Source organism: Nocardia sp. CA-151230, from assembly GCF_050942175.1.
Classification (GTDB): domain Bacteria; phylum Actinomycetota; class Actinomycetes; order Mycobacteriales; family Mycobacteriaceae; genus Nocardia.
This window is the reverse complement of record NZ_CP192061.1, coordinates 2146980-2169954: the sequence shown is the minus strand read 5'-3', so window position 1 is coordinate 2169954 and position 22975 is coordinate 2146980. Positions and strand designations below refer to the sequence as shown.

24 protein-coding genes are annotated in these 22975 nt (G+C 69.3%); 12 read left to right on the top strand and 12 right to left on the bottom strand.

Annotated elements, in window-relative coordinates; all coding sequences use genetic code 11:
- Positions 1–32: 32 nt before the first annotated feature.
- From ACQP1O_RS09770 to ACQP1O_RS09745, 6 genes are all read left to right on the top strand, one after another.
- The gene (locus tag ACQP1O_RS09770) at positions 33–689 is read left to right on the top strand and encodes an HAD family hydrolase (RefSeq protein WP_433565506.1); all 657 of its coding nucleotides are present in this window, start codon (positions 33–35) and stop codon (positions 687–689) included.
- Between the two features lie 70 nt (positions 690–759).
- On the top strand, positions 760–1224 hold the full coding sequence (locus ACQP1O_RS09765) for an OsmC family protein (RefSeq protein ID WP_433565505.1): 465 nt from the start codon (positions 760–762) through the stop codon (positions 1222–1224).
- Positions 1221–1502 (top strand): acylphosphatase, encoded by a 282-nt coding sequence (locus tag ACQP1O_RS09760; protein WP_433565504.1) that lies wholly within the window; start codon positions 1221–1223, stop codon positions 1500–1502. Before ACQP1O_RS09765 ends, ACQP1O_RS09760 begins: the two co-directional genes overlap by 4 nt.
- A gap of 27 nt (positions 1503–1529) precedes the next feature.
- A complete protein-coding gene (locus ACQP1O_RS09755; protein ID WP_433565503.1) occupies positions 1530–2819 on the top strand; it encodes a hypothetical protein in 1290 nt (429 codons plus the stop codon).
- Positions 2819–3982, top strand: a complete 1164-nt coding sequence (locus ACQP1O_RS09750; protein ID WP_433565502.1) for a glutathionylspermidine synthase family protein — start codon at positions 2819–2821, stop codon at positions 3980–3982. The genes ACQP1O_RS09755 and ACQP1O_RS09750 overlap by 1 nt, the downstream gene beginning before the upstream one ends.
- A gap of 54 nt (positions 3983–4036) precedes the next feature.
- The gene (locus ACQP1O_RS09745; protein ID WP_433565501.1) at positions 4037–4489 is read left to right on the top strand and encodes a DUF350 domain-containing protein; all 453 of its coding nucleotides are present in this window, start codon (positions 4037–4039) and stop codon (positions 4487–4489) included.
- Between the two features lie 7 nt (positions 4490–4496).
- On the opposite strand, the gene ACQP1O_RS09740 is transcribed toward ACQP1O_RS09745, so the two are convergent.
- Positions 4497–5087, bottom strand: a complete 591-nt coding sequence (locus tag ACQP1O_RS09740) for a hypothetical protein (protein ID WP_433565500.1) — start codon at positions 5085–5087, stop codon at positions 4497–4499.
- Positions 5088–5272: 185 nt separating this feature from the next.
- On the opposite strand from ACQP1O_RS09740, the gene ACQP1O_RS09735 reads away from it, so the two are divergent.
- Both ACQP1O_RS09735 and ACQP1O_RS09730 read left to right on the top strand, forming a co-directional pair.
- A complete protein-coding gene (locus ACQP1O_RS09735; protein WP_433565499.1) occupies positions 5273–6661 on the top strand; it encodes a sensor histidine kinase in 1389 nt (462 codons plus the stop codon).
- Positions 6658–7296: a response regulator gene (locus ACQP1O_RS09730; RefSeq protein WP_433565498.1), complete on the top strand. Its 639-nt coding sequence runs from the start codon at positions 6658–6660 to the stop codon at positions 7294–7296. The genes ACQP1O_RS09735 and ACQP1O_RS09730 overlap by 4 nt, the downstream gene beginning before the upstream one ends.
- A gap of 7 nt (positions 7297–7303) precedes the next feature.
- Here the strand turns inward: ACQP1O_RS09730 and ACQP1O_RS09725 are convergent, their stop codons facing one another.
- The 6 genes from ACQP1O_RS09725 to ACQP1O_RS09700 all read right to left on the bottom strand — a co-directional run bounded on the left by ACQP1O_RS09725 (position 7304) and on the right by ACQP1O_RS09700 (position 11446).
- Entirely contained in the window at positions 7304–7885 is a 582-nt protein-coding gene (locus tag ACQP1O_RS09725; protein WP_433565497.1) for a dihydrofolate reductase family protein, read from the bottom strand.
- A 118-nt stretch (positions 7886–8003) separates the two neighbouring features.
- Positions 8004–8861 carry a bifunctional DNA-formamidopyrimidine glycosylase/DNA-(apurinic or apyrimidinic site) lyase gene (mutM, locus tag ACQP1O_RS09720; protein ID WP_433565496.1) on the bottom strand — a complete coding sequence of 286 codons (858 nt, stop codon included), beginning with the start codon at positions 8859–8861 and terminating at the stop codon, positions 8004–8006.
- The gene (gene rnc / locus ACQP1O_RS09715) at positions 8862–9632 is read right to left on the bottom strand and encodes a ribonuclease III (protein ID WP_433565495.1); all 771 of its coding nucleotides are present in this window, start codon (positions 9630–9632) and stop codon (positions 8862–8864) included.
- 17 nt (positions 9633–9649) lie between these two features.
- The gene (rpmF, locus tag ACQP1O_RS09710; protein ID WP_040859971.1) at positions 9650–9832 is read right to left on the bottom strand and encodes a 50S ribosomal protein L32; all 183 of its coding nucleotides are present in this window, start codon (positions 9830–9832) and stop codon (positions 9650–9652) included.
- Between the two features lie 2 nt (positions 9833–9834).
- Positions 9835–10515, bottom strand: coding sequence for a YceD family protein (locus ACQP1O_RS09705; protein ID WP_433565494.1), 681 nt, complete (start codon positions 10513–10515; stop codon positions 9835–9837).
- 184 nt (positions 10516–10699) lie between these two features.
- Positions 10700–11446 carry a DivIVA domain-containing protein gene (locus tag ACQP1O_RS09700; protein ID WP_433565493.1) on the bottom strand — a complete coding sequence of 249 codons (747 nt, stop codon included), beginning with the start codon at positions 11444–11446 and terminating at the stop codon, positions 10700–10702.
- A gap of 253 nt (positions 11447–11699) precedes the next feature.
- Here ACQP1O_RS09700 and ACQP1O_RS09695 point away from each other — a divergent pair, with 253 nt between their 5' ends.
- Together ACQP1O_RS09695 and ACQP1O_RS09690 are read left to right on the top strand one after the other, a co-directional pair.
- On the top strand, positions 11700–12248 hold the full coding sequence (locus tag ACQP1O_RS09695) for a GtrA family protein (RefSeq protein WP_433565492.1): 549 nt from the start codon (positions 11700–11702) through the stop codon (positions 12246–12248).
- Positions 12249–12470: 222 nt separating this feature from the next.
- Positions 12471–13544, top strand: a complete 1074-nt coding sequence (locus tag ACQP1O_RS09690) for a hypothetical protein (RefSeq protein WP_433565491.1) — start codon at positions 12471–12473, stop codon at positions 13542–13544.
- 73 nt (positions 13545–13617) lie between these two features.
- Here ACQP1O_RS09690 and coaD read toward each other — a convergent pair whose 3' ends face one another.
- The gene (gene coaD, locus ACQP1O_RS09685; RefSeq protein ID WP_433565490.1) at positions 13618–14103 is read right to left on the bottom strand and encodes a pantetheine-phosphate adenylyltransferase; all 486 of its coding nucleotides are present in this window, start codon (positions 14101–14103) and stop codon (positions 13618–13620) included.
- Positions 14104–14348: 245 nt separating this feature from the next.
- Between coaD and ACQP1O_RS09680 the strand changes: the two genes are divergently transcribed.
- Positions 14349–15512, top strand: a complete 1164-nt coding sequence (locus ACQP1O_RS09680; RefSeq protein ID WP_433565489.1) for an alkaline phosphatase family protein — start codon at positions 14349–14351, stop codon at positions 15510–15512.
- 96 nt (positions 15513–15608) lie between these two features.
- Here ACQP1O_RS09680 and ACQP1O_RS09675 read toward each other — a convergent pair whose 3' ends face one another.
- From ACQP1O_RS09675 to ACQP1O_RS09660, 4 genes are all read right to left on the bottom strand, one after another.
- Positions 15609–16607, bottom strand: a complete 999-nt coding sequence (locus ACQP1O_RS09675; RefSeq protein ID WP_433567632.1) for a sigma-70 family RNA polymerase sigma factor — start codon at positions 16605–16607, stop codon at positions 15609–15611.
- A gap of 45 nt (positions 16608–16652) precedes the next feature.
- The gene (locus tag ACQP1O_RS09670; protein ID WP_433565488.1) at positions 16653–17393 is read right to left on the bottom strand and encodes an SDR family oxidoreductase; all 741 of its coding nucleotides are present in this window, start codon (positions 17391–17393) and stop codon (positions 16653–16655) included.
- Positions 17394–17463: 70 nt separating this feature from the next.
- Positions 17464–18021 carry a 16S rRNA (guanine(966)-N(2))-methyltransferase RsmD gene (gene rsmD / locus ACQP1O_RS09665; protein ID WP_433565487.1) on the bottom strand — a complete coding sequence of 186 codons (558 nt, stop codon included), beginning with the start codon at positions 18019–18021 and terminating at the stop codon, positions 17464–17466.
- Complete coding sequence (locus ACQP1O_RS09660) at positions 18018–21422, bottom strand: pyruvate carboxylase (RefSeq protein WP_433565486.1); 3405 nt, start codon at positions 21420–21422, stop codon at positions 18018–18020. Before ACQP1O_RS09660 ends, rsmD begins: the two co-directional genes overlap by 4 nt.
- A 320-nt stretch (positions 21423–21742) precedes the next feature.
- On the opposite strand from ACQP1O_RS09660, the gene ACQP1O_RS09655 reads away from it, so the two are divergent.
- Complete coding sequence (locus ACQP1O_RS09655) at positions 21743–22942, top strand: DUF7373 family lipoprotein (RefSeq protein ID WP_433565485.1); 1200 nt, start codon at positions 21743–21745, stop codon at positions 22940–22942.
- Positions 22943–22975: the final 33 nt, after the last annotated feature.

Here is a 22975-nt window from a genome sequence, read left to right as displayed (position 1 = left end):
TACCCGGACAGTGATGAACCACCATGGAGGACATGTCTGTTGCGATCGTGTTCGACATGGACGGTGTGCTCATCGACACCGAACCCATCTGGGAGGAAGTGCGGCGCGCGTACGTCGAGGAGATGCGCGGCCGCTGGCTGCCCGACACCCAGGACCGGCTCATGGGAATGAGCACGGCCGAATGGTCGCGGTACCTGAGCGAGGAGCTGTTCGACGGCCGCCGCACGCCCGACGAGGTCGCCGAGGACGTCATCGCCCGGATGGCCGCCCGCTACGCCGACCACCTGCCGCTCATGCCGGACGCGGTCGACACCGTGCGCCGGCTGGCCGAGATCTGCACCCTCGGGTTGGCCAGCTCGTCCCCGCGCCGGCTGATCGACGTGGTGCTCGATCACATGGGCGTCTCCGACCTGTTCGCCGCCACCGTGTCGACCGAGGAGGTGGCGCGCGGCAAGCCCGCGCCCGACGGCTACCTGGAGGCCGCCGCGCGGCTGGGCATCGCCCCCGACGCATGTGTGGCCATCGAGGACTCCAGCAACGGCCTGCGCGCCGCCCATGCCGCGGGCATGACGGTCATCGCCGTTCCGCATCCCAAGTACCCGCCCGCCGTGGACGCCATCGCGCTGGCGGCATACGTCGCGGACAGCTTGAAAGAGCTCACCCCGGAGCTGATGGCGGAATTCCGCTGACCACCTCGGCGTTCCGAACGAGCGGCAACCAGATGGTTGTCCCGGGTGACCCAATGGGAGGATCTTCCTTATGTCCGAACAGACCGCCGCACCGCAGACCGCCACCACCGACCCGGCCGCCGAGCCGGTCAAGCTGTGGGCCGAACGCACCGGCACCCGCGCCTACACCGGCCGCAACAACCGCGGTGGCGAGGTGCTCATCGCGTCCGCGGGCGTGCCGGGCGCGTTCACCCCGGGTGAGCTGCTGAAGATCGCGCTGGCGGGCTGCACCGGCCTGAGCGCCGACTTCACCCTCGCGCGCCGGCTGGGCGAGACGTTCGACGCCACCGTGCACGTCTCCGGCGACGCCGACCGCGAGAACGAGGTGTACCCGGAGCTCAACGAGGAGTTCGAGCTCGACCTCAGCGAACTCGACGCCGAAACCCGCGAGCGCCTGCTGGTCGCCGCGCAGCGCGCCGTCGACAAGGTCTGCACGGTCGGCCGCACCCTCAAGGCGGGCACCACAGTCAACCTGACCTTCCGCGTCGACGAATGAGCGGTGAGTCGGTCCGCCTCAGCGCCTGGGTACACGGTCTGGTCCAGGGAGTCGGCTTCCGCTGGTGGACGCGCTCGCGCGCCCTGGAACTGGGCCTGACCGGCTACGCCCGCAATCACCGCGACGGCCGCGTGCACGTCGTGGCCGAAGGGCCCCGCGATCGCTGCGAAACCCTGCTCGACCTGCTACGTTCCGGTACTACACCGGGTCGGGTAAACCTGGTGGTGGAAGACTGGAGTGCCGCCGCGGGCGACATGACAGGATTCGAAGAACGCTAGCGAGCGGCAAGCCCACGGAGTCGACCAATGTCCACAGACCGTCCCGGTAGTCCGGAAACCCCGGACCGCCCCACCCCCGACCCCGCACACCCCGCCGAATCCCATACCGCCCCAGCCGATCCCGCCCACCCCGGCCACGAGCACTACCCGCTCCCCGCCGACCCGGACGCCGACCAGGGCGCGCCCACCGGCCGCACCGACCCGACCGTCCGATTCACACCGGAGACCGCGCGGGGTTCGGACTCCGCACCTGGTTCGCCCGGAGTACCCGCACCGGGTCGACCACGCGGCGAGGAGCCAACTCTCGCGCTGCCCGCCGAATCCGGCGCAGAAGGTGCGGGCGGCAAGTCCGAACAATCCGGCGAGCCGGGCCCGGGCCGCCCGGGCGGCTACGAGCCGACGCTCGCGCTGCCGAATGAATCCGGATTCGGTGAATCTCGGAGCGGCTCGGGCGGTTTCGGCGAGCCCGGTGCTGATCGACCGGCCGGGAATCAGCCGACGCTGCCGATGCCGGCGGATTTCGGGGCGGAGCACGGCGGCGAGCAGCACGGGCCGCATCACCTCGCGGGGGAATTCCATGGCGGGCCCGGAGCTTTCGGACGGCCGGGGGCCGGTGGCCCGACCGCCGCGCCGGGGCCGCTGCTGGGCAACGCCGGGTTCGTCCTGCCCGGGCCGGTGCTGGAGCCGGAGGAGCCGGCCTTGCCGGCAACGGTCGACGAGCCGGCCGCGGCGCCGCGACGTGGCAGCATCACCACCCAGGAGGCGGGGATCACCCAGCCGCGGCCGCCCACGGTCGCGGAGGCGCGGGCGCGGGAGAAGGCCAGGAAGCGAGCCGAGGCGCAGGAGCGGGCCGAGGCAGAGGCCGCGGAAGCCAAGCAGCGCAAGAAGAAGCGACTACTCATCGGCGGTGCGGCCGTGGTGGGGATCGCGGCACTGGTCGGCGGCGGGTATCTGGTGGCGTCGGCGTGGAACGGACCCGAGGTGACCGCCTATTGCACGGTGGTGGCCAACAAGGGCGAGACCGTGCCCATCGGGCAGGGGCAAAGTGTCACTGCGACACAGGACAATCAGGAGATCGTCGTTCCCGACAACTACTGCTCCGATGCGCAGGATCATGGGAACGGCGGGATCAACCCCGGCTTCTTCTTCCTGGCGGGGCACTCCTACCGCTACTACTACGGCGGCAGCGGCACCATCGGGCACGCGCCTTCGGGCGGCAGCACGACGGCCCCGAAGGGTTCGACGGTGAAGACCAAGAGCGGCAGCACGATTCAACGCGGCGGACTCGGCGCGAAGATCCACGGTGGAGGTTCCTAGTGCGGCGGGTACGCAGCACTCCGCGGCCGGGCTGGCAGCGGATCATCGAAGGTCAGGGTCTGGTCTACGGCTCTCCGGGGCAATACCCGAACGGGCAACCCCGGCCCTACTGGGACGAGTCGGTGCACTACGAGTTCGACATGGACGAGATCCTGGCCATGGAGGCGCAGGTCGAGGTGCTGCACTCCATGTGCCTGCATGCCGTCGAACAGGTGGTGCTGACCGACCGATTCGCCGATTTCGGTCTGCCGCAATGGAGTTGGGAACCCATCACCAAGTCCTGGCACCGTTCCGACCCGCACATCTACGGCCGCTTCGACATGCGCTACGACGGCCGCGGTCCGGCGAAACTGCTGGAGTACAACGCCGATACGCCCACCTCCCTGCTGGAGGCGGCAATCGTGCAGTGGCACTGGCTCACCGACACCCACCCGGACGACGACCAGTGGAATTCGCTGCACGAGAAGCTGGTCGAGCGCTGGGGTGAGATGCGCGAGACCCTGCCGGGCTCGCAGCTGCACTTCAGCTGGTCGGGCGCGGACTCCTCCGGCGAGGACAATGTCACCACCGCCTACATGCAGGAGACCGCCGCCGAGGCCGGATTCGACACCGTCGCCCTGCCCATCGAGGACGTCGGATTCGACACGGAGCTGCACCGTTTCGTGGATCTGGCCGAGGCCCCCATCGAGGCCATCTTCAAGCTCTACCCGTGGGAATGGGCCCTCGACGACGATTTCGGCCGCCGCGTGGTGGAGTCCCTGCCGGAAACCATGTGGATCGAACCGCTCTGGAAGTCCCTGCTGTCCAACAAGGCGATCCTGGCGGTGCTGTGGGAGATGTACCCTGGCCACCCCAACCTGCTACCCGCCTACCTCGACGACCCGCACGAACTCACCGAGTACATCCGCAAGCCGAAGCTGGGCCGCGAGGGCGCGAACATGACCATCGTCGGAGCGGGCCTGGAAACCGCCACCGGCGGCGTCTACGGGGCCGAGGGGTACGTCTACCAAATGCTGGACCCGCTCCCCGAATTCGACGGCATGCGACCGGTGCTGGGTGCTTGGATCGTGGGCGACACCTCCGCGGGACTGGGTATCCGGGAGACTGTCGGCCTGATCACCGACGACAGCTCCACCTTCGTCCCGCACCGCATACCGCAGTAACCACCACACACCGCAGTAGCCACCGCCCGATTCACCCCGACCCGGAGGATCCCGATGACCACCGCTCTCGCACTCGAAGCCGGGTACTGGCACTCCCTGGGCCGCGGCGTCGGCGCGATCCTGTGCTACGCCCTGCTGGGCCTGGCACTGCTGCTCATCGGCTTCCAGGCCGTGGACTGGACCACCCCGGGCCCCCTGCGCTCCATGGTGGCGCGCGGGTTGCCGAACGCCGTGACCGTCAGCTCCGCGGCCATGCTCAGCACCGCGTTCATCGTGGTGCTGGCCATCTACGCGCAGGCGGGCAAGCTCGCCGAGGGCCTGATCGCCACCACGATCTACGGACTGGTCGGCATCGTGGCCCAGGTGATCGCCATGCGCAGCCTGGAGTACGTGCTCGGCATCGATATCGGTGCGGTGCTGAAGAATCCGGAGTTCAGGACCGAGTCCGTGGTGGTGTCCGCCGCGCACATCGCCATCGGCCTGGTGGTGGCGGTCGCCATTCTCTGAGGCCCGGCTAGCTGTACTGCGGCAGCCGGTCGGCGGCGCGCCCGGCCGCCGCCCACAGCCACGTGGCCAGCCATATCATGCCGGCGCCCACGAACACGTGGCCCACCCGCACGATCGGCGCGGGCAGCAGGAACGTCAGCGACAGCGCCGTCAGTCCGGCGACGTAGCACCCGACGGCCGCGGGCGGCACCACGCGCGCACGCCACAGTGCCGCCGAGAACAGCCAGGTCCCGAGCAGGGTGAGCGCCGCTGTCGCGAGAAACGCCCAGCGCGCGGGCCCCTCGAGCAAGTGGTCGACCACCGCCGGATCCAGGTGCACCAGAACGAAGTTCATGGTGTACGCGATGCCCGCGAAGTATCCGAAGCTCAGGAAGTGCACGGCGAACGCCAATCCGCCGAACCGCCCCATCCGCTCGTACTGCGCCAGATAGAGCCCCGCCGCGAACGCGATCCCGAACGGCACCGCCCCGCCATTGAGCACCTCGGTCACCGGAAACTTCTGCCCGGCAATGGTTTCCAGGACACCAGCGAGGGCGGTGGCCGCACCGCACACCACACCGGCGACGGCGGCTAGCCGGAACAACAATCGACCGTTCATTACGCAATTCCCTTCCGGGGCAGACGAAGTCGTACCTCCCGAACGGTACGAACCGGCACTCCGGCGGATAAGTGCCGCGCGGCCGATGACCCGTGGCACGGTGACCGGTGACGAAACCATGACCTTCGACCTATTTCCGCCCCGGTCCCTCGCCCCGCTCGTACCGCCTCCCTACGCTTGATCGCATGTCCCGGCCGCGCGCACTCACCTGGGTAACGTGCTTCACCTACGCCTCGGTCCTGGGCGCCGCCTGGTTCGCGGCCCTCTCCGCCACCACCCCCGCCACTCCGCTCCGCCTCACCACCCTCACCCTCACCCTGCTCGCACTCGTGGCCCTGGACCTGCGCTCCGACCGGTCCTCCCGGGTCACCAGCCGGACCGCGGCCACCTCCCGGCACCTGGCGGCCGCCCCGGAGTGGCCCGCGCCACGACGCCGCCGATGGACTCCCGATTCGATCCCGAGGATCACCTCGTGCCCGCCGGACGAGCCGAACCGGCGCGAAAGCGCAGACGCGGCCGAATCAGCCTGCGCAGCGGTTCCTTCCGGGGCACCGGGTGTGACCGCAGCGCCGGAGCCGTGGCGGGCCGGGTGGATCATGGCCGTGGTGGGGGTCAGCGGGCATGCTGTGATGTTCGCGGTGGCAGCGGCGGCCGACGTTTCGGGCAATGCCAAGGTCTTGTTCGTGCTGTTGCCGTTCGAAGCCTTTGTGACGCTGGGCCGCCGGGCCGCGATCGGGGTGGCGGGGACGATCCTCGGCGTGGTGGCCACCGCCGTCGCGCTGCGAGCTCACAACCACACCGGCACCGCGCGGCCGGCCGAGTTCGTGATGTTCTCGATCGGGGTGGTGTTCGCCGTGGCTCTCGGGGCGCTGGCGGTGCGGGCCGAGAACGGCCAGCGGCGGGCCGAGCGGTTGCTGGCGGAGTTGTCGGAATCACATGCGCGCCTGCGGGAGTACGCCGATCAGGCGGCGTCGCTGGCCGCTGCCGCCGAGCGCGCGCGGGTGGCGCGCGATATCCACGACACCGCAGGACACCACTTGGCGGTGGTCGCGATCCAGCTGGAAAAGGCGGCCGCGTACCGGAGCCGGGATGCCGCCGCCTCGGATCAGGCCCTCGCCGACGCGCGCAATTCCGCACGTGCCGCACTGGATCAGGTCCGCACCGCCGTGGGAACCCTGCGCGCCGACACCGGCGGCTTCACGCTCGCCGCCGCACTGACGACGCTGGCGAACCGCTTGGACGGCAGCGGATTTCCGGTGCGGGTCGACATCGACGGCGCCGACGAGCCCGGCGAATCCACGGCGTTCGCCCTGTATCTGGCCGCGCAGGAGGGTCTCACCAATGCGTTCCGCCATTCCGGGGCGCCGACCGCGACGGTTCGCGTGGAGCACCGGACCGCGCACAGCCTCCTCGAAATCTCCGACGGTGGAAGGGGTTTCGATCCGGGCGCGGTGGAGGGCCACGGCCTGACCGGCATGCGCGAACGGCTCGCACTCCTGGGCGGAGAACTCCGGGTGGATACCGGGCCGCACGGTACCCGACTGCGGGCGCGACTCCCCCGGGGTTCGCGATGACCACCGCGACCACCGTCCTCATCGCCGACGATCAACCGCTGGTCCGCGAGGGCATCGCCTCCCTGCTGGCGCTCCAGGCCGGGGTGCGGGTGGTCGGCACCGCCGAGAACGGTTCGGCCGCGGTCGATCTCGCCCTCGAACGCGAACCCGACGTGGTGCTGATGGACGTCCGGATGCCGGTGCTGGACGGCCTGGCCGCGGCGGCGGCACTGCGCGACCGCACGAAGGTCCTCATGCTCACCACCTTCGACGACGACGAGTACGTCATCCGGGCCCTGCGTGCGGGCGCGCGCGGCTACCTGCTCAAGGATCTCCCGGCGGCCGATCTCGCCGCGGCGGTGCGACTCGTGCACGCCGGTGTCGATCAGTACTCGGCGACCGTGTCCGCCCGCGTGCTCGGCATGCTGCGCGACCCGGGCCGCGGCACCGGCCCGCGACCCGCCGCCGACCTGACCAGACGGGAGTCGGAGATCCTGCGCCTGCTGGCGACCGGCGCGTCCAACCGCGAGATCGCTCGCGCCCTGTATGTCAGCGAGGGCACGGTGAAGAACCACGTCTCGAACATCCTGACCCGGCTGGGCGTCCGGGATCGGACCCAGGCCGCGATCTACGCGCTCGACCACGACCTGGCATAGCGGCCGGTCAGCGCACCCGGCTGTACTTGATGAAGGCCACGCCGTCCTCGAAGATGCGGCTGGTGAGCACCCGGAACCGGGCGGGTTCGGGCAGGTGACCGGCCGTGCCGAAGAGCGGGCGGCCGTGGCCCAGCACCATCGGATAGAGCTTCAGGAACACCTGGTCGATCTCGGGCAGCAGGGTCTGGGCGAGCTCACCGCCGCCGCACAGCCAGATGCCGAGCCCCTTCTCGCGCTTGAGTTCGCGCACCCGCTCGATCGGGTTCTCGGCGATCAACTCCACATCGGGGGCGGGATTCTCCGGCAGCGTGCTGGACACCACGAACTGCCGCAGATGGGCGTACGGGCTGGAAGTGCCGGTCCGGACGCCGAAATCGTGCGTCTTGCGGCCCATGATCACGGTGTCGAAGTTCTGGCAGGGTTTGTCGACGCCCAGCACCTGACGAACCTTGGTCGGGAGGGTCTCGGGATACTGCGCGATGATCGCCGGGCCGTGGTCACCCCCGACCGGGAAGAAGTCGACCGAGCCCGCATCGGTGGCGATGAATCCGTCGATGGTGGCCGCGACGTAATAGGTCAGTTTGCGCATTTGTTTCCTCCAGCCGGCACAAGGCATGCCGCTAGTGAAAAAGGTAGCGCCTCGACAGACGGGACAGGGAGGCTCGGCCACACTGGAATGACCTTGAAGCGAAGAATACCCGCTGGTCTCAGCCGCGCGGGCGGGGTTGGCAGCGGGGGCAGGAGAAAGACGAACGGTTCATGAACTTCTCCCGGCGCATGATCGCACCGCAGCGACGGCACGGCTCGTCCTCGCGCCCATAGGCATTGAGCGACCGCTCGAAGTACCCGGACTGGCCGTTGACGTTCACGTAGAGGGCGTCGAAGGAGGTGCCCCCGGCCCCCAGCGCCTCGTCCATGACGTTCCGGGTCTCGCCGAGCAGGGTGTGCAGCGCGGGCCCGCTCAGTTTGGCCGCCGAGCGCTCACCGTGGATCTTGGCCCGCCAGAGCGCCTCGTCGGCATAGATATTGCCGACCCCGGACACCACGGTCTGATCCAGCAGCAGCCGTTTGATCTCGGACTGCTTGCCGCGCAGGGTCTTCACCACGGCATCGGCGTCGAAGAGCGGATCCAGCGGGTCGCGCGCGATGTGCGCGGCGGACTCGGGCACCCAGGTCCCGTCCACCTCGACCAGATCCGAGAGCATCCAGCCGCCGAAGGTGCGCTGGTCCACGAACCGCAGTTCGTTCCCGTCGTCGAGGGCGGCGATGATGTGCGCGTGCTTCTCCAGCGGCGCGGTCGCGGGCTGCACCAGCATCTGCCCGGACATGCCGAGATGCACGACCAGAGAAGTGTCCGGCTCATCGAAGGTGAGCCACAGGAATTTGCCCCGCCGCTGCGCGTTCTCGACGCGCAGACCTGTCAGTCGGGCTGCGAGATCGTCCCCGCCCAGCTCGTGCCGGCGCACCGAACGCGGATGCTTGACCGTCACCCGGTCCAGGACGCGGCCCACCACATGCTCGGTGAGCCCGCGCCGGACGACTTCGACCTCGGGAAGTTCGGGCATCTAGCTCTGCGAGCCGTCGGCCGAACCCTCGGGCGCGTTCTCGGCGTTCAACGCCTTGTAGGCCGCGCCCGCGGCCTTCTGTTCCGCTTCCTTCTTGGAGCGGCCCACCCCCTGGCCGTAACCCTGACCACCGATCACCGCGGTGGCGGTGAACTCCTTGTCGTGGTCGGGCCCGGTGGAGGTGATCTCGTAACTGGGCACACCGATGCCGCGCTCCGCGGTCAGCTCCTGCAGGCTGGTCTTCCAGTCGAGTCCGGCCCCCATGCGGGGACCGCGCTCGAGCAGTTCGGCGAACAGCCGCAGCACGACGGTGCGTGCCACATCGATGCCGTGCTGCAGGTGCACCGCACCCAGCAGCGACTCCATGCCGTCGGCCAGAATGCTCGGCTTGTCGCGGCCACCGGTCAGCTCCTCGCCCTTACCGAGGAGGAGATGGCGGCCGAGACCGCCCTCACCGAGACAGCGGGCCACCTCGGCCAGCGCGTGCATGTTCACCACGCTCGCGCGCAGCTTCGCCAGCTCGCCCTCGGACTTGTCCGGGTGCTCCAGATAGAGGCGCTCGGTAATGCTCAGGCCGAGCACCGAATCGCCCAGGAACTCCAGGCGCTCGTTGGTCGGCAAGCCACCGTTCTCGTAGGCGTACGACCGGTGCGTCAGCGCTAGGCGCAGAAGCTCCGGTTGTACGTCCACGCCGAGTGCCTCGAGCAGACTGGCATGGTCGGCTGCATCACCTACGGCGGGAATATCCGCCGCATCCTTGCTGGCGGTCACGGTCGGCTGAACGCGAATCAGATCGCGGAGGTGACCTGACGGCCCTTGTAGGTGCCGCAGCTCGGGCACGCGATGTGCGGCAGGGTCTTCTGGCCGCAGGCGCGGTTCGGGCAGGTGATCAGGGTCGGCGCGGCGGCCTTCCACTGGCTGCGACGCGCGTGGGTGTTGGCACGGGACATCCGGCGCTTCGGAACGGCCACGACTAGCTCTCCTCTGTCTTCTTACTTGCGGCACCGTTGTGTCCCGCAAGGGTGGAATCGGTTGATGGGTCCGACACGGTCTCCGCGTCGGTGGACTCAGCGTTGCTGTGTTCTTTGTCAGAGAACTTGGCGAGTCCGGCCCAGCGAGGGTCAAGTATCTCATGACCGTGGCCGGAACCCGCAATCGCCATCTTGACGCCGCATTCCGGGCACAATCCGGCGCAGTCCGGCTCGCACAGCGGCTGCAGCGGCAGCTCCAGGCCGACGGCGTCGATGATCACCGGTTCCAGGTCGATGAAATCGTCGACCAGGCGCGGGATCTCGTCTTCCTCGGTGGTCTGCTCGGTGGCGCTGTCCGGGTAGGCGAACAGTTCGGTGAGCTGCAATTCGATTTCGTCGGTGAACGATTCGAGGCAACGCGAGCATTCACCCTCGATGGGAGCGGACACCGTGCCGGTGACGAGCACACCCTCGGAGACCGACTGCAGCGTGAGATCCAGCTCGACCTGCGCACCGGCCGGAATGCCGATCAGATCGAGGCCGAGCTTCTCGGCGGTCGTCAGGGTGCGATGCAGCTCGCGCATGGATCCGGGGGCGCGTCCGAGACTGCGTACGTCCAGCACGAAGCCCGCGTCGGTCGTCTTGTGACGATGACGCGAAGCATGACCGGAATCGGCGGGCATCTCTGAACTCACTCACGCTAGGTGTGGGATGGGCAACCACCCAACAATACAGGGCCTTTGGCCCTCCGCCTCGCTCCGGGCAGGGTTCACGGCCCTGCAAGCTCGATCCTTCCGCTCCTCCGCTTCGCTCCCCCGCTCCGTCGGTCCAGGATCGAGCCGGGCCGCGAACCTTTCGGCATTCTGCTCAGCGGCGGAACTCGGAGGCGTAGTCGGGGACGGAGCTGCCCGGGCGGACCTGGTGGCGGCCGCGGCCGAGGATGCGCAGCGTGTTGTGCAGGGTTTCCTCGAAGTCGGCGAGCTTGCCGTCGACGTAGTCGTCGCATTCCTGGCGGAGGCGGTCGGAGTCGGCCTGGGCAGTGTCGATGAGCCGGGCGGATTCGGCGTGGGCGGCGCGAACCACCTCGGTCTGCGAGACCAGGCGGTCCTGCTCGGCCTTGCCCTCGGCGACCGAGCGGTCGTAGGAGGCCTGACCGGCGACGGCCAGGCGGTCGGCCTCGGCGCGGGCGCGGGCGGTGAGGGTGTCGTATTCCTTCTGGCCGTCGGCGACGGTGCGCTCGGCCTCCTCCTCCGCCGAGCCGACCAGGTGCTCGGCGTGGGCGCGGGCCTCGGCGACCATGCGATCGGCGTGCGCCTTGGCGTCGGCGAGAATGCGGTCGGCCTCGTCGCGCGCGGAGGTAACCGTGTGGTGCGCTTGCTCATTGGCGGTCTTGACCGTGGTCTCGGCGCCGGTACGTGCGTCGGTGACGATCTTGTCGCGGTGATCGAGCACGTCCTGGGCGTCGTCGAGTTCGCCGGGCAGGGCCTCGCGGACATCATCCAGAAGTTCCAGCACCTCACCGCGCGGCACGATGCAGTTGCGGGTCGGCGGGATGCCACGGGCCTCTTCGATGATGGCCACCAGTTCGTCGAGCGCTTCGAATACCCGGTACATGTGCTACCCCACTCTCCTGCCAGGACTCACGGCGAGACTCTCCGCTGCAGCCAGTCTGCCAATCTCAGCGCTGTCAACAAGGTCCGACACGGCGTGTCGCTGGTTTTCCGGAACATGGCCTGTTTCACAGACCACAAAAACAAGTGGAGGAAACCACTCCACTTGGTGTTACCGTGGAAGGGCGAGAACGTGTCGGCCAATGGCAGCGGCCCGGAAGAACTCCGGACCGCCCGGCCGACACCGATGTGTTCGGATGGGGAAGACGATGGCTGTCCACGAGATTCCGGAACGGGCGACGATGCCCGTGACCGGGCTGGTGAACACCTATACCTACGGCACCGAGGCCCTGGCCTACGGCACCGAAGCCCTGCACGCGACGGGCTCGCGCTGGCTGGGCCGGCTCGGGGTATGGCTCCGCGGCGACGCGGTCTTCGCGCAGTTGATTCGCTTCGCCCTGGTGGGCGGCCTCAGCAATGTCGGCTACATCCTGCTGTTCCTCGCGTTCTACGGCGGCGGCCCGCAGCTGGCCAATCTGACCGGCTCCATCGTGAGCACCGCGCTGGCCAACGAGATGCACCGGCGACTCACCTTCCAGGCTGCCGACCGGGTGCGCTGGTACACAGCGCAATTGGAGGGCGGCGCGCTCGCGCTTGCCGGACTGGCCATCACCTCGGGCGGGCTGGCCATTCTCGAGGTCACCGAGCCGGGCATCGGCGGCCTCACCGAAGCCATTGCGGTGCTGGGTATCACCGCCGCGGTCGGCACCATGCGCTTCCTCACCCTGCGGCTCTGGGTGTTCTGAGCCCCAGCCACTCCTTGTTCTCCGCATGTGCGGGAACCCTTTTCGGCCCGTCCGCGTCCAAGACAGCATCGACGACGAAAGGGGTTCCGACATGGACCGTTGGCGCGGATGCCTTGGGGGACGGCGGGATACGGCCGGGCCGCGACCACAGCGGCCGACGGGGCGGGTCCGTGGGTCGTGCGTGCGGCACCGGCGCCCGCAGCCGCCCCGCCGGGAGGGCGAATGACCACCCGGACCACGGCTGCCGCCGCGGCGACGGGCACCACGGCCGAGACGATCGCCACCAGCGCCGAGGGGACGGCCGGGAGCGGCGGACGGCGGTGCGGGACAGGCGGATTCCGGCAGGCGCTGCTCGAGGGGTGCGGCGCACAGCGGAGCCTCGGACAGCAGCGGGCGCACAGGCAGCAGTGGAGCCTGGGACAGCAGCGAGGACCTGGGCAGCACGGGCTCGCGCCGACCCTGGACCGGCGGGAACAGCATCGGCAGTTGATCCGGGCCGTGCTGCCGGACATGGCGGCGGACACCGTGGTGAGTCACCAGTCGGCGGCCGTGCTCTATGGCACCACGCTGTGGCGCACTCCCCTGGACCGCGTGTGCGTCACCCGCAACCGCCGCGGCGGCGGCCGGACCAGGCCCTGCACGAAAGTCCATGGTTCGCCGGTGGATTCGGCGGCGGAGCTCGACGGGCTGCTGGTCACCACCCCGGCGCGGACGGTGGTGGATCTGGCCCTGACCCTGCCGTTCGACGCGGCCGTCGTGGCGGGCGACGCGCTGGCGGGCCTGTTCGGGCTGGAAGCGGCCGAACTGGGCGAGGAGCTCGCCCGGGCCAAGGGCCGCTACGGGATCGGGCAGGCGAAGCAGGTGATCGCGATGCTCGACGGCCGCAGTCGGAGCATCGGCGAGTCCCTCAGCCGCACCATGATCCATCAGCACGCGCTACCTCTGCCCCGATCGCAGGGCAATGTGCTGACTCCGGACGGCCGGTTCGTCGGCCGGGTCGACTTCTATTACGAATCCGCCGGTGTCCTCTGCGAATTCGACGGGCCCACCGAGTACGGCCGGCTGTTGCGGCCGGGTCAGGACCTCGCGGCCGCCGTGCAGCGCGAGCGGACCCGCGAAACCTATCTGCGCGCCCTCGGTTTCGACGTGGTCCGCTGGACGTGGGACGACCTGGTCAGGGGGCGGCCGGCCCGGCACCTGCGGTCCGCCCTGGCCACCCGCCGACGCCGCCCGGACGGCCGGATCGAGCCGGCCCCGGCGCCCGAACCGCGCGGCCTGACGGTCCGCGCACTGTGATACCGCGATCCGCGCACTCCGAACCGGGCCGGATTCCGCAGGGGCGGAAGTGGTTGCGCCCCTGCGGCGGTGATCAGGCCCGGCGTTCGGCGATGCGGGCGAGCAGGCGCTTGTGGACGATCGGCGGGAGCAGGTCGGCGACGTCACCGCCATAGGCGGCGACCTCCTTGACCAGGGAGCTGGAGACGAAGCCGTAGGCCGGGTTGGTGGCGATGAAGTAGGTGTCGACACCGGTGAGCTTGCGGTTCATCTGGGCCATCTGGAGCTCGTAGCCGAAGTCGGTGGCATCGCGCAGGCCCTTGACGATGGCAGTGATGCCCTGCTGCTTGGCGAAGTCGACCAGCAGGCCGCGCCAGGATTCCACCCGCACATTGGGCAGGTGGGCGGTGACCTCGCGGATCAGGTCCATCCGCTCCTCGACGGTGAACATGCCCTGTTTGTTGGGGTTCACCACGACGGTCACGACGACCTCGTCGAATTGCTCGGCGGCGCGCGCGATCACATCGAGATGTCCATTGGTCACGGGGTCGAACGACCCGGGGCACAGTGCTCCAGCCATGGCCGAACGCTACCGCATGGCGGGGCGCCGACCGGCGGCGCCCCGAACTTCGCAAATCGGTCATGCCTGGTCAGCTATGGTTTTACAACCCAGAATCTGGCCTTCCCCTGTTTGCGTACTGTTCGGTTTGCTCGCGTTGATCGTTTGCTCGGCCAATTGCGAAGCTGCATCGGCAATTACGCTCGATGAGGAAGTAGTACAGGCATATGGCAAGGGCATCGTTGGGTCGGAAGATCGCAGTCACCGTGGCTGCGACAGTGAGCGCGTTCGGCGGCCTGGTGGGCGCGACCGCGTCCGCCGATCCGGGTAACGGCCAGGGGGCGGCCCCGGAGCACATCTTCTACATCATGATGGAGAACCAGGGCGACGACGACATCCTCGGCAATACCGCCGACGCGCCCTTCATCAACCAGCTGGCGAACGACAACGGCGTGTCCACCGGCTTCCACGGCGTGACCCACCCGTCGCTGCCCAATTACCTCTCCATGTTCTCGGGTGATTTCCAGGGCATCTGGGACGACTGCAAGGCCGGTGCCGACTCCACCTGCGCCCCTGAGGAATTCGTTCCCAACTCCGGTGACGGCACTTCCGGCGCCGCGCTGACCCCGGCGCAGATCGCCAGCGCGACCGCCAAGCCGCACATGTTCGCCGGCAAGAACCTGGTCGACGAGCTCGAGGGCAAGGGCAAGTCCTGGAAGGCCTACATGGGCGGCATGCCCTCGGCCGGCTTCCAGGGCGAGTACGCGCCGGGCAACGTCAACGGCACCACGGTCAAGTTGTACGCCCAGAAGCACAATCCGTTCATGTACTTCTCGGACGTCAACTCCCCCGGCAACTCCCGCCTGCAGAAGGTCGTGCCGTTCGAGAACAACTTCGACGCCGACCTGAAGAGCGGCAACGTGCCGGCCTTCACCTGGATCAGCCCCGACCAGTGCTCGGACATGCACGGCCTCTCCCACGCCGCCGCGACGCTGATCAACAAGCCGACCTGTGAAGAGCCGGCCTCCGGCGTGGCGCACGGCCCGATCCACCTGGGTGACGACTACCTGAAGGACACCATCACCAAGATCACGAACTCGGACGTCTGGAAGAAGACCCGCTCCAGCATCGTGATCGCCTGGGACGAGAACGACTACTCCGGCTTCTCCGGCGGCCCGGGCAGCCCGGTCGGCGCCAATGGCACCGTGCTCGGTGGCGGCGACGCCCCGCTGCTGGTGATCAACTCCGACAAGGTGCACAAGGAGCAGGGCGAGAAGGGCAAGCCCCAGCCGCACCACAAGACGTCCACCGACCTCGCCGACCACTACTCGGTGCTGTCCGCCATCGAGCAGATGTGGGACCTGGGCTGCCTGGCCAACACCTGCCAGTACAAGGCTCCCGAATCGCTGCGGGACCTGTTCCAGAACTGACGTTCTCGGACACTCCTGACGATGCCCGCCGTGTCGCACACGGCGGGCATCGCCGTATCCGCCTCTCCCGCTTCCGATCTCGCGACGGGCCGGGCCTCAGAGTTCGAGCGCGGCCTGCGCGCCGAAGGTGCGGACCAGGGACGGGTCGTTGAACGCGGTGATGCGCCCGATCCTGGCCCCGATCAGCGTCAGGACGTGAATCCCGTAGGCCTCGTAGTGATGGTCGTCGATGCGTTTGTGAACGATGAAGGCGGGCTGGCCATTCGCGCGGGTCGGCGTGAAACGCCACAGGCCCGGCCGCAGGATGCGGCTGCGCAGGAACCCGAGGACCGCATCGCGTCCGGTGAACCACGTTGGCGTGGGGGGCATTTCCATCTCCACGTCGGCACGCAGGAGTTCGAGAAGGGCGGCGTGGTCGGCGCGGGTGAACGCGTCGACATAGCCGTCGAGCAGCCGCCGCTGGGCGAGTTCGTCCGGCTCGGCCAGGTCCGCCTCCACCGGCCCGGCCTGCGCCAATCGGCTCCGCGCCCGCCGCAGCGCACTGTCCACGGCGGTCGGCGTGGTGTCCAGCATGGCGGCGACCTCCGCGGTCCGGAAGGCCAGCACGTCGCGCAGCGTGAGCACCGCGCGCTGCCGGGCGGGCAGCAGCTGCAGTGCCGCGATGAAAGCCAGCCGCACCCCCGTCCGCCCGGCCACGATGGCAGCCGGATCATCGAACCCGAACAGCGAGTCCGGCGCGGGCTGCAACCACACCGCCTCGGGCTCCCGGGCCGCCATCGCCACCCGGTGATCGTCCTCCGGCGCACCCAGCCCCGACGGCAGCGGCCGGCGCGAACGCCCTTCCAGCGCGGTCAGGCAGGCCATGGTTGCGATCTTGTACAGCCAGTGCCGCAGCGACGACCGGCCTTCGAACCCGCCGAACCCCCGCCAGGCCCGCAGGTAGGTCTCCTGCACCAGGTCCTCGGCATCGTGCACCGACCCCAGCATGCGATAGCAGTGCGCGAGCAGCTCCGGCCGGAATTGCTGTGTGAGAGCAGCGAATTCGCGCTCGGTGGGCGGTGTGGTGACCGCGGGCCGTTCGGTGTCGGAGGGCATGGCCGCTACTCCCGGAGGTGCGCTGGTCGTCATGGTCGCGACCCCTCAGCCGATCTGCTTCAGCCCGGCGCCGCTCACCAAGTATTCCGCCGCACTGCCGGCATCATCGGCGAGTTCGACGACCGCCTTGCCGACCTGTTCGGGCGTGAGTACCGGCGCCATCCCGGCGAGATAGGTCTCCACGTCGATGCCCTGCCGGGCGGCATACCCCGCGACCGCCTGCTGACCGAGCCCGGTGGCCGGTGTCAGCCTGGGCAGCAGCGCCACGAACCGAATGCCGAGCCCGGCACGCTCCGATTCCTCGGCGGCATATGTCCGAATGAACCGGATGGTGGACTTGGCTCCCGCGTATCCCCCGCTGAGCGGTGACCCGGCCAGTGCGGCCCCGCTCGACATGGCGATCACCGCGCTCCCCGGGGGCAGTGGCTCCCGCAGGGCGGCCCCGATCCAGACGAATGCCTGCTTGGTATCGGTCTCCCAGTTGCGGCTGAAGGTTTCCCAGGTCTGCTCGTGCACGGGGGCCAGGGGCGGAGTGGCCCCGGCATTGAGCACCAGCAACTCCGGCCGGTACCCGCGAATCACCTCCTGCGCCACGGCTTCCTCGGTAGCGTCGGCCGCCACCGGCACGAACCTCTCCCCGAGCTCCGCACGGACGTCCTGCAATGCCCGCTCGTCCCGCGCCACGCCGATCACCCGCGCGCCCGACGCGACGAGTGAGGCGGCGATCGCCCGCCCGAATCCCCGGCTCGCGCCGGTGACCACGGCTGTCCGTATCGAATCCGACATCACGTACTCCCTACTCCGGTCTGTTCCTGTCGGTATTCAGACCGGCGGGAGCCGGGAAATCCGTCGGGTGTCAGCCCTCGAATTCGGCGAGATCGATGCGCGTCTCGCCGTAGGTGCGCGATTTCAGGGGTGCGTAGCCGTCGGGCCAGGACACCTCGGGCGAGCGGGTGGAGCGTTCCACGACGATGAGGGCGTCGTCGTGGAGCCAGCCGTTGGCGGCAAGCGCGCGGAGGTCGGCCTGCACGTCGGCGACGTCGAGGTCGTAGGGCGGGTCGGAGAAGACCAGGTCGTAGCGTTCCGGCGGCGCACCCGACAGGACGCTGGTGACCGAGTTCTGGCGCAGCTCCGCGCCCGGCAGTCCGAGGTCGCCGATATTGCCGCGAATGACGGCGGCGGCCTTGCGGTCCGCTTCGATGAGCAGCGCGTGGGAGGCGCCGCGGGACAGCGCCTCCAGGGCCAGCGCCCCCGAGCCCGCGTAGAGGTCGAGGACGTGCAGGCCGTCGAAATCCAAGCGGGCGTGCAGGAGGCTGAACAGCGCCTCGCGCACGCGGTCGGAGGTGGGGCGGGTACCCGCCGGGGGAACGCGCAGGCGTCGGCCCCCGGCGGTGCCCGCCACGATGCGGGTCATTCGGCGGCGGCCTCGGTGAGGTTCACGTCGACGAGCAGGTCGCCGCCCTCCACCTGCTGCACCTTGGCGATGGCCACGCGGCGGACCACGCCGGCGCGCGGGGCGGTGATGGCGGCCTCCATCTTCATGGCCTCGATGGTGCCGATGGTGTCGCCCGCCGCGACCGAATCGCCTTCGGAGACAGCCAGGGTCACCACGCCGGCGAAGGGCGCGGCGATGTGGCCGGCATTGGTCTTGTCGGCCTTCTCGGCGGCGGGGATCTCGCTGGCGATGGAGCGGTCGCGCACCGTGATGGGGCGCAGCTGCCCGTTGAGGATGCACATGACCGTGCGCATGCCGCGCTCGTCGGGCTCGGAGATGGCCTCCAGGCCGATGAGCAGGGTGACGCCCTTGTCGAGCTGGACGTGATGTTCTTCGTCGTGGCGCAGGCCGTAGAAGAACTGGTTGGCCGACAGCCCGGTGGTGTCGCCGAACTTCTCGCGGTGGGCGACGAATTCGGCGGTGGGGCCGGGGAACAGCAGGCGGTTGAGGGTGGCCCGGCGCTCGTCCGAGGTCCCGTTCAGCCCGGCCTCGTCGGCCGCGGTCAGCTGGGTTTCCGGCTTGGCGGGGCCGCGGCCGACGAGGGCGCGGCTGCGGAAGGGCTCGGGCCAGCCGCCGGCCGGGGTGCCGAGTTCGCCGCGCAGGAAGCCGATGACCGAGTCCGGGATGTCGTAGCGGCCCGGGTCGGCGGCGAAGTCCTCGACGTCGACGCCGGTGCCGACCAGTGCCAGCGCCAGATCGCCGACCACCTTGGAGGACGGGGTGACCTTGACCAGCCGGCCCAGCATCCGGTCGGCCGCAGCGTATTTGGCCTCGACCTGCTCGAACTGGTCGCCCAGGCCGAGCGCGATGGCCTGCTGGCGCAGGTTCGACAGCTGACCGCCGGGAATCTCGTGGTGGTAGACGCGGCCGGTCGGCCCCGGCAGCCCGGATTCGAAGGGCGCGTATACCTTTCGCAGCGCCTCCCAGTACGGCTCCAGGTCGCACACGTTCTGCAGGTCGAGTCCGGTGTCGTGGGGCGAATTCGCCGCTGCCGCAACGATGGCCGAGAGCGCGGGCTGAGACGTGGTGCCCGCCATGGGCGCCGACGCGCCGTCGACGGCGTCCGCGCCGGCCTGCCAGGCCGCCAGGTAGGTGGCCAGCTGGCCGCCCGGGGTGTCGTGGGTGTGCACGTGCACGGGCAGGTCGAATTCCCGGCGCAGCGCGGTGACCAGGGTGTGCGCGGCGGGCGCGCGCAGCAGTCCGGCCATGTCCTTGATGCCGATGACGTGCGCCCCGGCCTCGACGATCTGCTCGGCGAGCTTGAGGTAGTAGTCGAGGGTGTAGAGGTCCTCGCTCGGGTTCGACAGGTCGCCGGTGTAGCTGAGCGCGACTTCGGCCAGGGCCGTGCCGGTTTCGCGGACGGCGTCGATGGCCGGGCGCATCTGGTCGACATTGTTGAGCGCGTCGAAGATGCGGAAGATGTCGATGCCGGTGGCGGTGGCCTCGGAAACGAAAGCGCGCGTGACCTTTTCGGGGTACGGCGTGTAGCCGACGGTGTTGCGGCCGCGCAGCAGCATCTGCAGGTTGATGTTCGGCACCGCCTCGCGCAGCGCCGCGAGCCGCTCCCACGGGTCCTCGTAGAGGAAGCGCAACGCCACGTCATAGGTTGCGCCGCCCCAGCATTCGATGGACAGCAGCTCGGGAGTCATGCGCGCCACGTGCCCGGCCACATCGAGCAGGCCGTTGGTGCGGACCCGGGTGGCCAGCAGCGATTGGTGCGCGTCGCGGAAGGTGGTGTCGGTGACGGCCACCCCCTCGCGGTTGCGCAGCCACTGCGCGAAGCCCTCGGGTCCCAGCTCGAGCAGCCGCTGCCGGGTGCCGGGCGGGGGCGGCACGGTCATGTCGAGGGCGGGCAGCTTGTCGTGCGGGTACACCTTGGTCGGCCGCGAGCCGTGCGGCTTGTTCACGGTGACGTCGGCCAGGTACTGCAGGATCTTGGTGCCGCGGTCGGCGGAGCTCTTGAGGGTGAGCAGCTGCGGCCGCTCGTCGATGAACGAGGTGGTCACCCGGCCCGCGCGGAAGTCCGGATCGTCCAGCACCGCGAGCAGGAACGGGATGTTCGTCGTCACGCCGCGGATGCGGAATTCGGCGACCGCGCGCCGGGCGCGCGCCACCGCGGTGGCGAAATCGCGCCCGCGGCAGGTGAGCTTGACCAGCATGGAGTCGAAGTAGGCCCCGACCTCCGCGCCGACATTCGCGCCGCCGTCCAGGCGGACGCCCGCACCGCCGGGCGAGCGGTAGCCGGTGATGCGGCCGGTGTCGGGCCGGAAGCCGTTGGCCGGGTCCTCGGTGGTGATGCGGCACTGCAGCGCCGCGCCCCGGATCTGGATGCCGTCCTGGTTCAGGCCCAGGTCCGCCAGGGTCTCCCCGGCGGCGATGCGCAGCTGCGACTGGACCAGGTCGACATCGGTGATCTCCTCGGTCACCGTGTGCTCCACCTGGATTCGCGGGTTCATCTCGATGAACACGTGATTGCCGCGCTCGTCGAGCAGGAACTCCACGGTGCCCGCGCAGGAGTAGCCGATCTGGCGGGCGAAGGCCACCGCGTCGGCGCAAATGCGGTCGCGGAGTTCGGGATCCAGATTCGGGGCGGGGGCGAGCTCGATCACCTTCTGGTGGCGGCGCTGCAGCGAGCAGTCGCGCTCGAAGAGGTGGATGACATTGCCCTGCTGGTCGGCCAGGATCTGCACCTCGATGTGGCGGGGGTTGACCACCGCCTGCTCGAGGAACACGGTCGCGTCGCCGAAGGCGGATTCGGCCTCGCGCGCGGCGGCCTCGATGGATTCGCGCAGCTGGGCCGGATCGGTGACCCGGCGCATGCCGCGCCCGCCGCCCCCGGCCACGGCCTTGACGAACAGCGGGAACTCCATGGACTCCGCGGCCTTCATGAGCGCGTCCACATCGGCGGACGGTTCACTCGAGCGCAGCACCGGCAGTCCGGCGGCCTTGGCGGCGGCGATGGCGCGGGCCTTGTTACCGGTCAGTTCGAGGACCTGCGCGGACGGGCCGATGAAGGTGATGCCCTCGCGGGCGCAGGCGGCCGCCAGGTCCGGGTTCTCCGACAGGAAGCCGTAGCCCGGGTAGATGGCGTCCGCACCGGCGCTCTTGGCGGCCTTGATGATCTCCTCGATCGACAGGTACGCCCGCACGGGGTGGCCGGGCTCACCGATCTGGTAGGCCTCGTCGGCCTTGAGCCGGTGCACGGAGTTGCGGTCCTCGTACGGAAAAACCGCGACGGTACCGATGCCGAGTTCGTAGGCCGCGCGGAAGGCGCGAATGGCGATCTCGCCGCGGTTGGCGACCAGGACTTTGGAGAACATGGGTAGAAGGTACCTGCCCGGGGATACGGATCGGGCATCGAAGTCCCGTTCGGTGCAATCTTCACAGGACGCACCTCCCGCTTGCGAATTTGTGTTAATCACCGCGATACATCCCTGTCGGTGAGGGTTGCGACGCTCCGACCACTGAATTCGCCGTCATGCTAAGGATTGCGCCCCCGCGGCCCGCCGCGGCGCGGGCGCGCGCCGAGACATCCCGGTGCCCGGATTGCCGCGCGATCGTGTCCGAGACCACACCGCCGACCGCCAAAGCCGCGCGAGAAGACTTGCGCGCCGGTAACATCCGGCGCGAGGAGGGGACGGTGAGATCGTTCACGTCGCGCGCGCCGCTGCTGTGCGGTGTCGCGGTCGTGCTCGCCGCCGCGACCGGCTGTACGACCAGCGTTTCCGGGCAACCGGTACGGCAGCAGACCGATCCGGCCGGCCTCGAGGTCGGCAACTATCAGATCGCACCGCGCGTGGTGGGAAATGCCAAGACCGACAAGCAATCCCGCATCCGCGAGTCACAGCGGCTGTCGGACTACGTGGCGCTGCCGTTCGAGGCCGACCGGGACTACGCCTACGAGTGCTCCAATGACGTCCGCCCGCACATCGTCACCAATCACAAGGGTCTGGGCGACATCCTCATCAACGACACCTTCGACGAGGTCGCCCACGATCTGCGCGGCGGCTGGGTCGATACCTGGTGCACCGGATCCGATTCCGACGACAAGCACCGCAGGCTGAGCATCGCGGTGCTGGAGCTGCCGGACGCCGGGCGCGCCGCGGCGGCCGGCCCCGCGCTCGAACACGACGACTTCACCTACAACGTCGACAACCGGGCCGTCGCCCTGCCGAAATACCCTGACAGCAAGGCGCATTGGCGTCCGAACGTGGCCTCGATCGGTTCCTGGACCGTGCACGACCGCTACGTGGTGTTCATCAAGGTGGTCGACGAGCTGGCCGCAGCACCCGATCTGGCCGACCTGACCGCCCGCACCGAACGGATGCTGGACGTGGCGCTACCGCTGCTGGACCGGTTCCAGCCCACACCTGCGGACCGGTTCGAGCACCTGCCGCTCGATCCGGACGGCATTCTCGGCCGCACCCTGCCGACGAATCCCGAAGAGCCCATGCGGCCGGATCCGGACGGGGTGTACACGGGCCGCGGCGCGCTGCAGAGCCTGACCGACAACGACCTCGATTTCCTGACGGTCGGCGACATCGACCTGGTCGGCTACGGCGACGCGCTGGTGTTCCACAGCCGGACCGGGACGGCGGCCCGCGCGCTGTGGGAACGGTGGAATCCGTCCACGGACACCTCCGGCGATCGCCGGAGCATCGCCCCGCCACCGGGTTTCCCCGGCGACATCGGCTGTTTCGCGGTGCTGGACCACGGAAATGCGGTCGCCAACCAGTGCAACTTCCATGTGGACCGGTACACCGTGCAGGTCGGTGCCATGAACGTGCCGGAGCTGTATCAGAAGACCTCGGCCGAGTACGTGCTGGTGACGAGCAGGTGACGGCATGAGGCGAATCCGCGAATTCCGCAGGCC

What these genes read in the sequence shown, in the direction of transcription:
- ACQP1O_RS09660 (WP_433565486.1), bottom strand. Translation starts at nt 21,422, where the DNA reads ATGTTCTCCAAAGTCCTGGTCGCCAACCGCGGCGAGATCGCCATTCGC.
- ACQP1O_RS09695 (WP_433565492.1), top strand. Translation starts at nt 11,700, where the DNA reads ATGGGGAAGACGATGGCTGTCCACGAGATTCCGGAACGGGCGACGATG.
- ACQP1O_RS09700 (WP_433565493.1), bottom strand. Translation starts at nt 11,446, where the DNA reads ATGTACCGGGTATTCGAAGCGCTCGACGAACTGGTGGCCATCATCGAA.
- ACQP1O_RS09670 (WP_433565488.1), bottom strand. Translation starts at nt 17,393, where the DNA reads ATGTCGGATTCGATACGGACAGCCGTGGTCACCGGCGCGAGCCGGGGA.
- ACQP1O_RS09765 (WP_433565505.1), top strand. Translation starts at nt 760, where the DNA reads ATGTCCGAACAGACCGCCGCACCGCAGACCGCCACCACCGACCCGGCC.
- ACQP1O_RS09705 (WP_433565494.1), bottom strand. Translation starts at nt 10,515, where the DNA reads ATGCCCGCCGATTCCGGTCATGCTTCGCGTCATCGTCACAAGACGACC.
- ACQP1O_RS09730 (WP_433565498.1), top strand. Translation starts at nt 6,658, where the DNA reads ATGACCACCGCGACCACCGTCCTCATCGCCGACGATCAACCGCTGGTC.
- ACQP1O_RS09690 (WP_433565491.1), top strand. Translation starts at nt 12,471, where the DNA reads ATGACCACCCGGACCACGGCTGCCGCCGCGGCGACGGGCACCACGGCC.
- ACQP1O_RS09755 (WP_433565503.1), top strand. Translation starts at nt 1,530, where the DNA reads ATGTCCACAGACCGTCCCGGTAGTCCGGAAACCCCGGACCGCCCCACC.
- mutM (WP_433565496.1), bottom strand. Translation starts at nt 8,861, where the DNA reads ATGCCCGAACTTCCCGAGGTCGAAGTCGTCCGGCGCGGGCTCACCGAG.
- ACQP1O_RS09770 (WP_433565506.1), top strand. Translation starts at nt 33, where the DNA reads ATGTCTGTTGCGATCGTGTTCGACATGGACGGTGTGCTCATCGACACC.
- ACQP1O_RS09725 (WP_433565497.1), bottom strand. Translation starts at nt 7,885, where the DNA reads ATGCGCAAACTGACCTATTACGTCGCGGCCACCATCGACGGATTCATC.
- ACQP1O_RS09740 (WP_433565500.1), bottom strand. Translation starts at nt 5,087, where the DNA reads ATGAACGGTCGATTGTTGTTCCGGCTAGCCGCCGTCGCCGGTGTGGTG.
- ACQP1O_RS09675 (WP_433567632.1), bottom strand. Translation starts at nt 16,607, where the DNA reads ATGCCCTCCGACACCGAACGGCCCGCGGTCACCACACCGCCCACCGAG.
- ACQP1O_RS09760 (WP_433565504.1), top strand. Translation starts at nt 1,221, where the DNA reads ATGAGCGGTGAGTCGGTCCGCCTCAGCGCCTGGGTACACGGTCTGGTC.
- rsmD (WP_433565487.1), bottom strand. Translation starts at nt 18,021, where the DNA reads ATGACCCGCATCGTGGCGGGCACCGCCGGGGGCCGACGCCTGCGCGTT.
- ACQP1O_RS09735 (WP_433565499.1), top strand. Translation starts at nt 5,273, where the DNA reads ATGTCCCGGCCGCGCGCACTCACCTGGGTAACGTGCTTCACCTACGCC.
- ACQP1O_RS09745 (WP_433565501.1), top strand. Translation starts at nt 4,037, where the DNA reads ATGACCACCGCTCTCGCACTCGAAGCCGGGTACTGGCACTCCCTGGGC.
- coaD (WP_433565490.1), bottom strand. Translation starts at nt 14,103, where the DNA reads ATGGCTGGAGCACTGTGCCCCGGGTCGTTCGACCCCGTGACCAATGGA.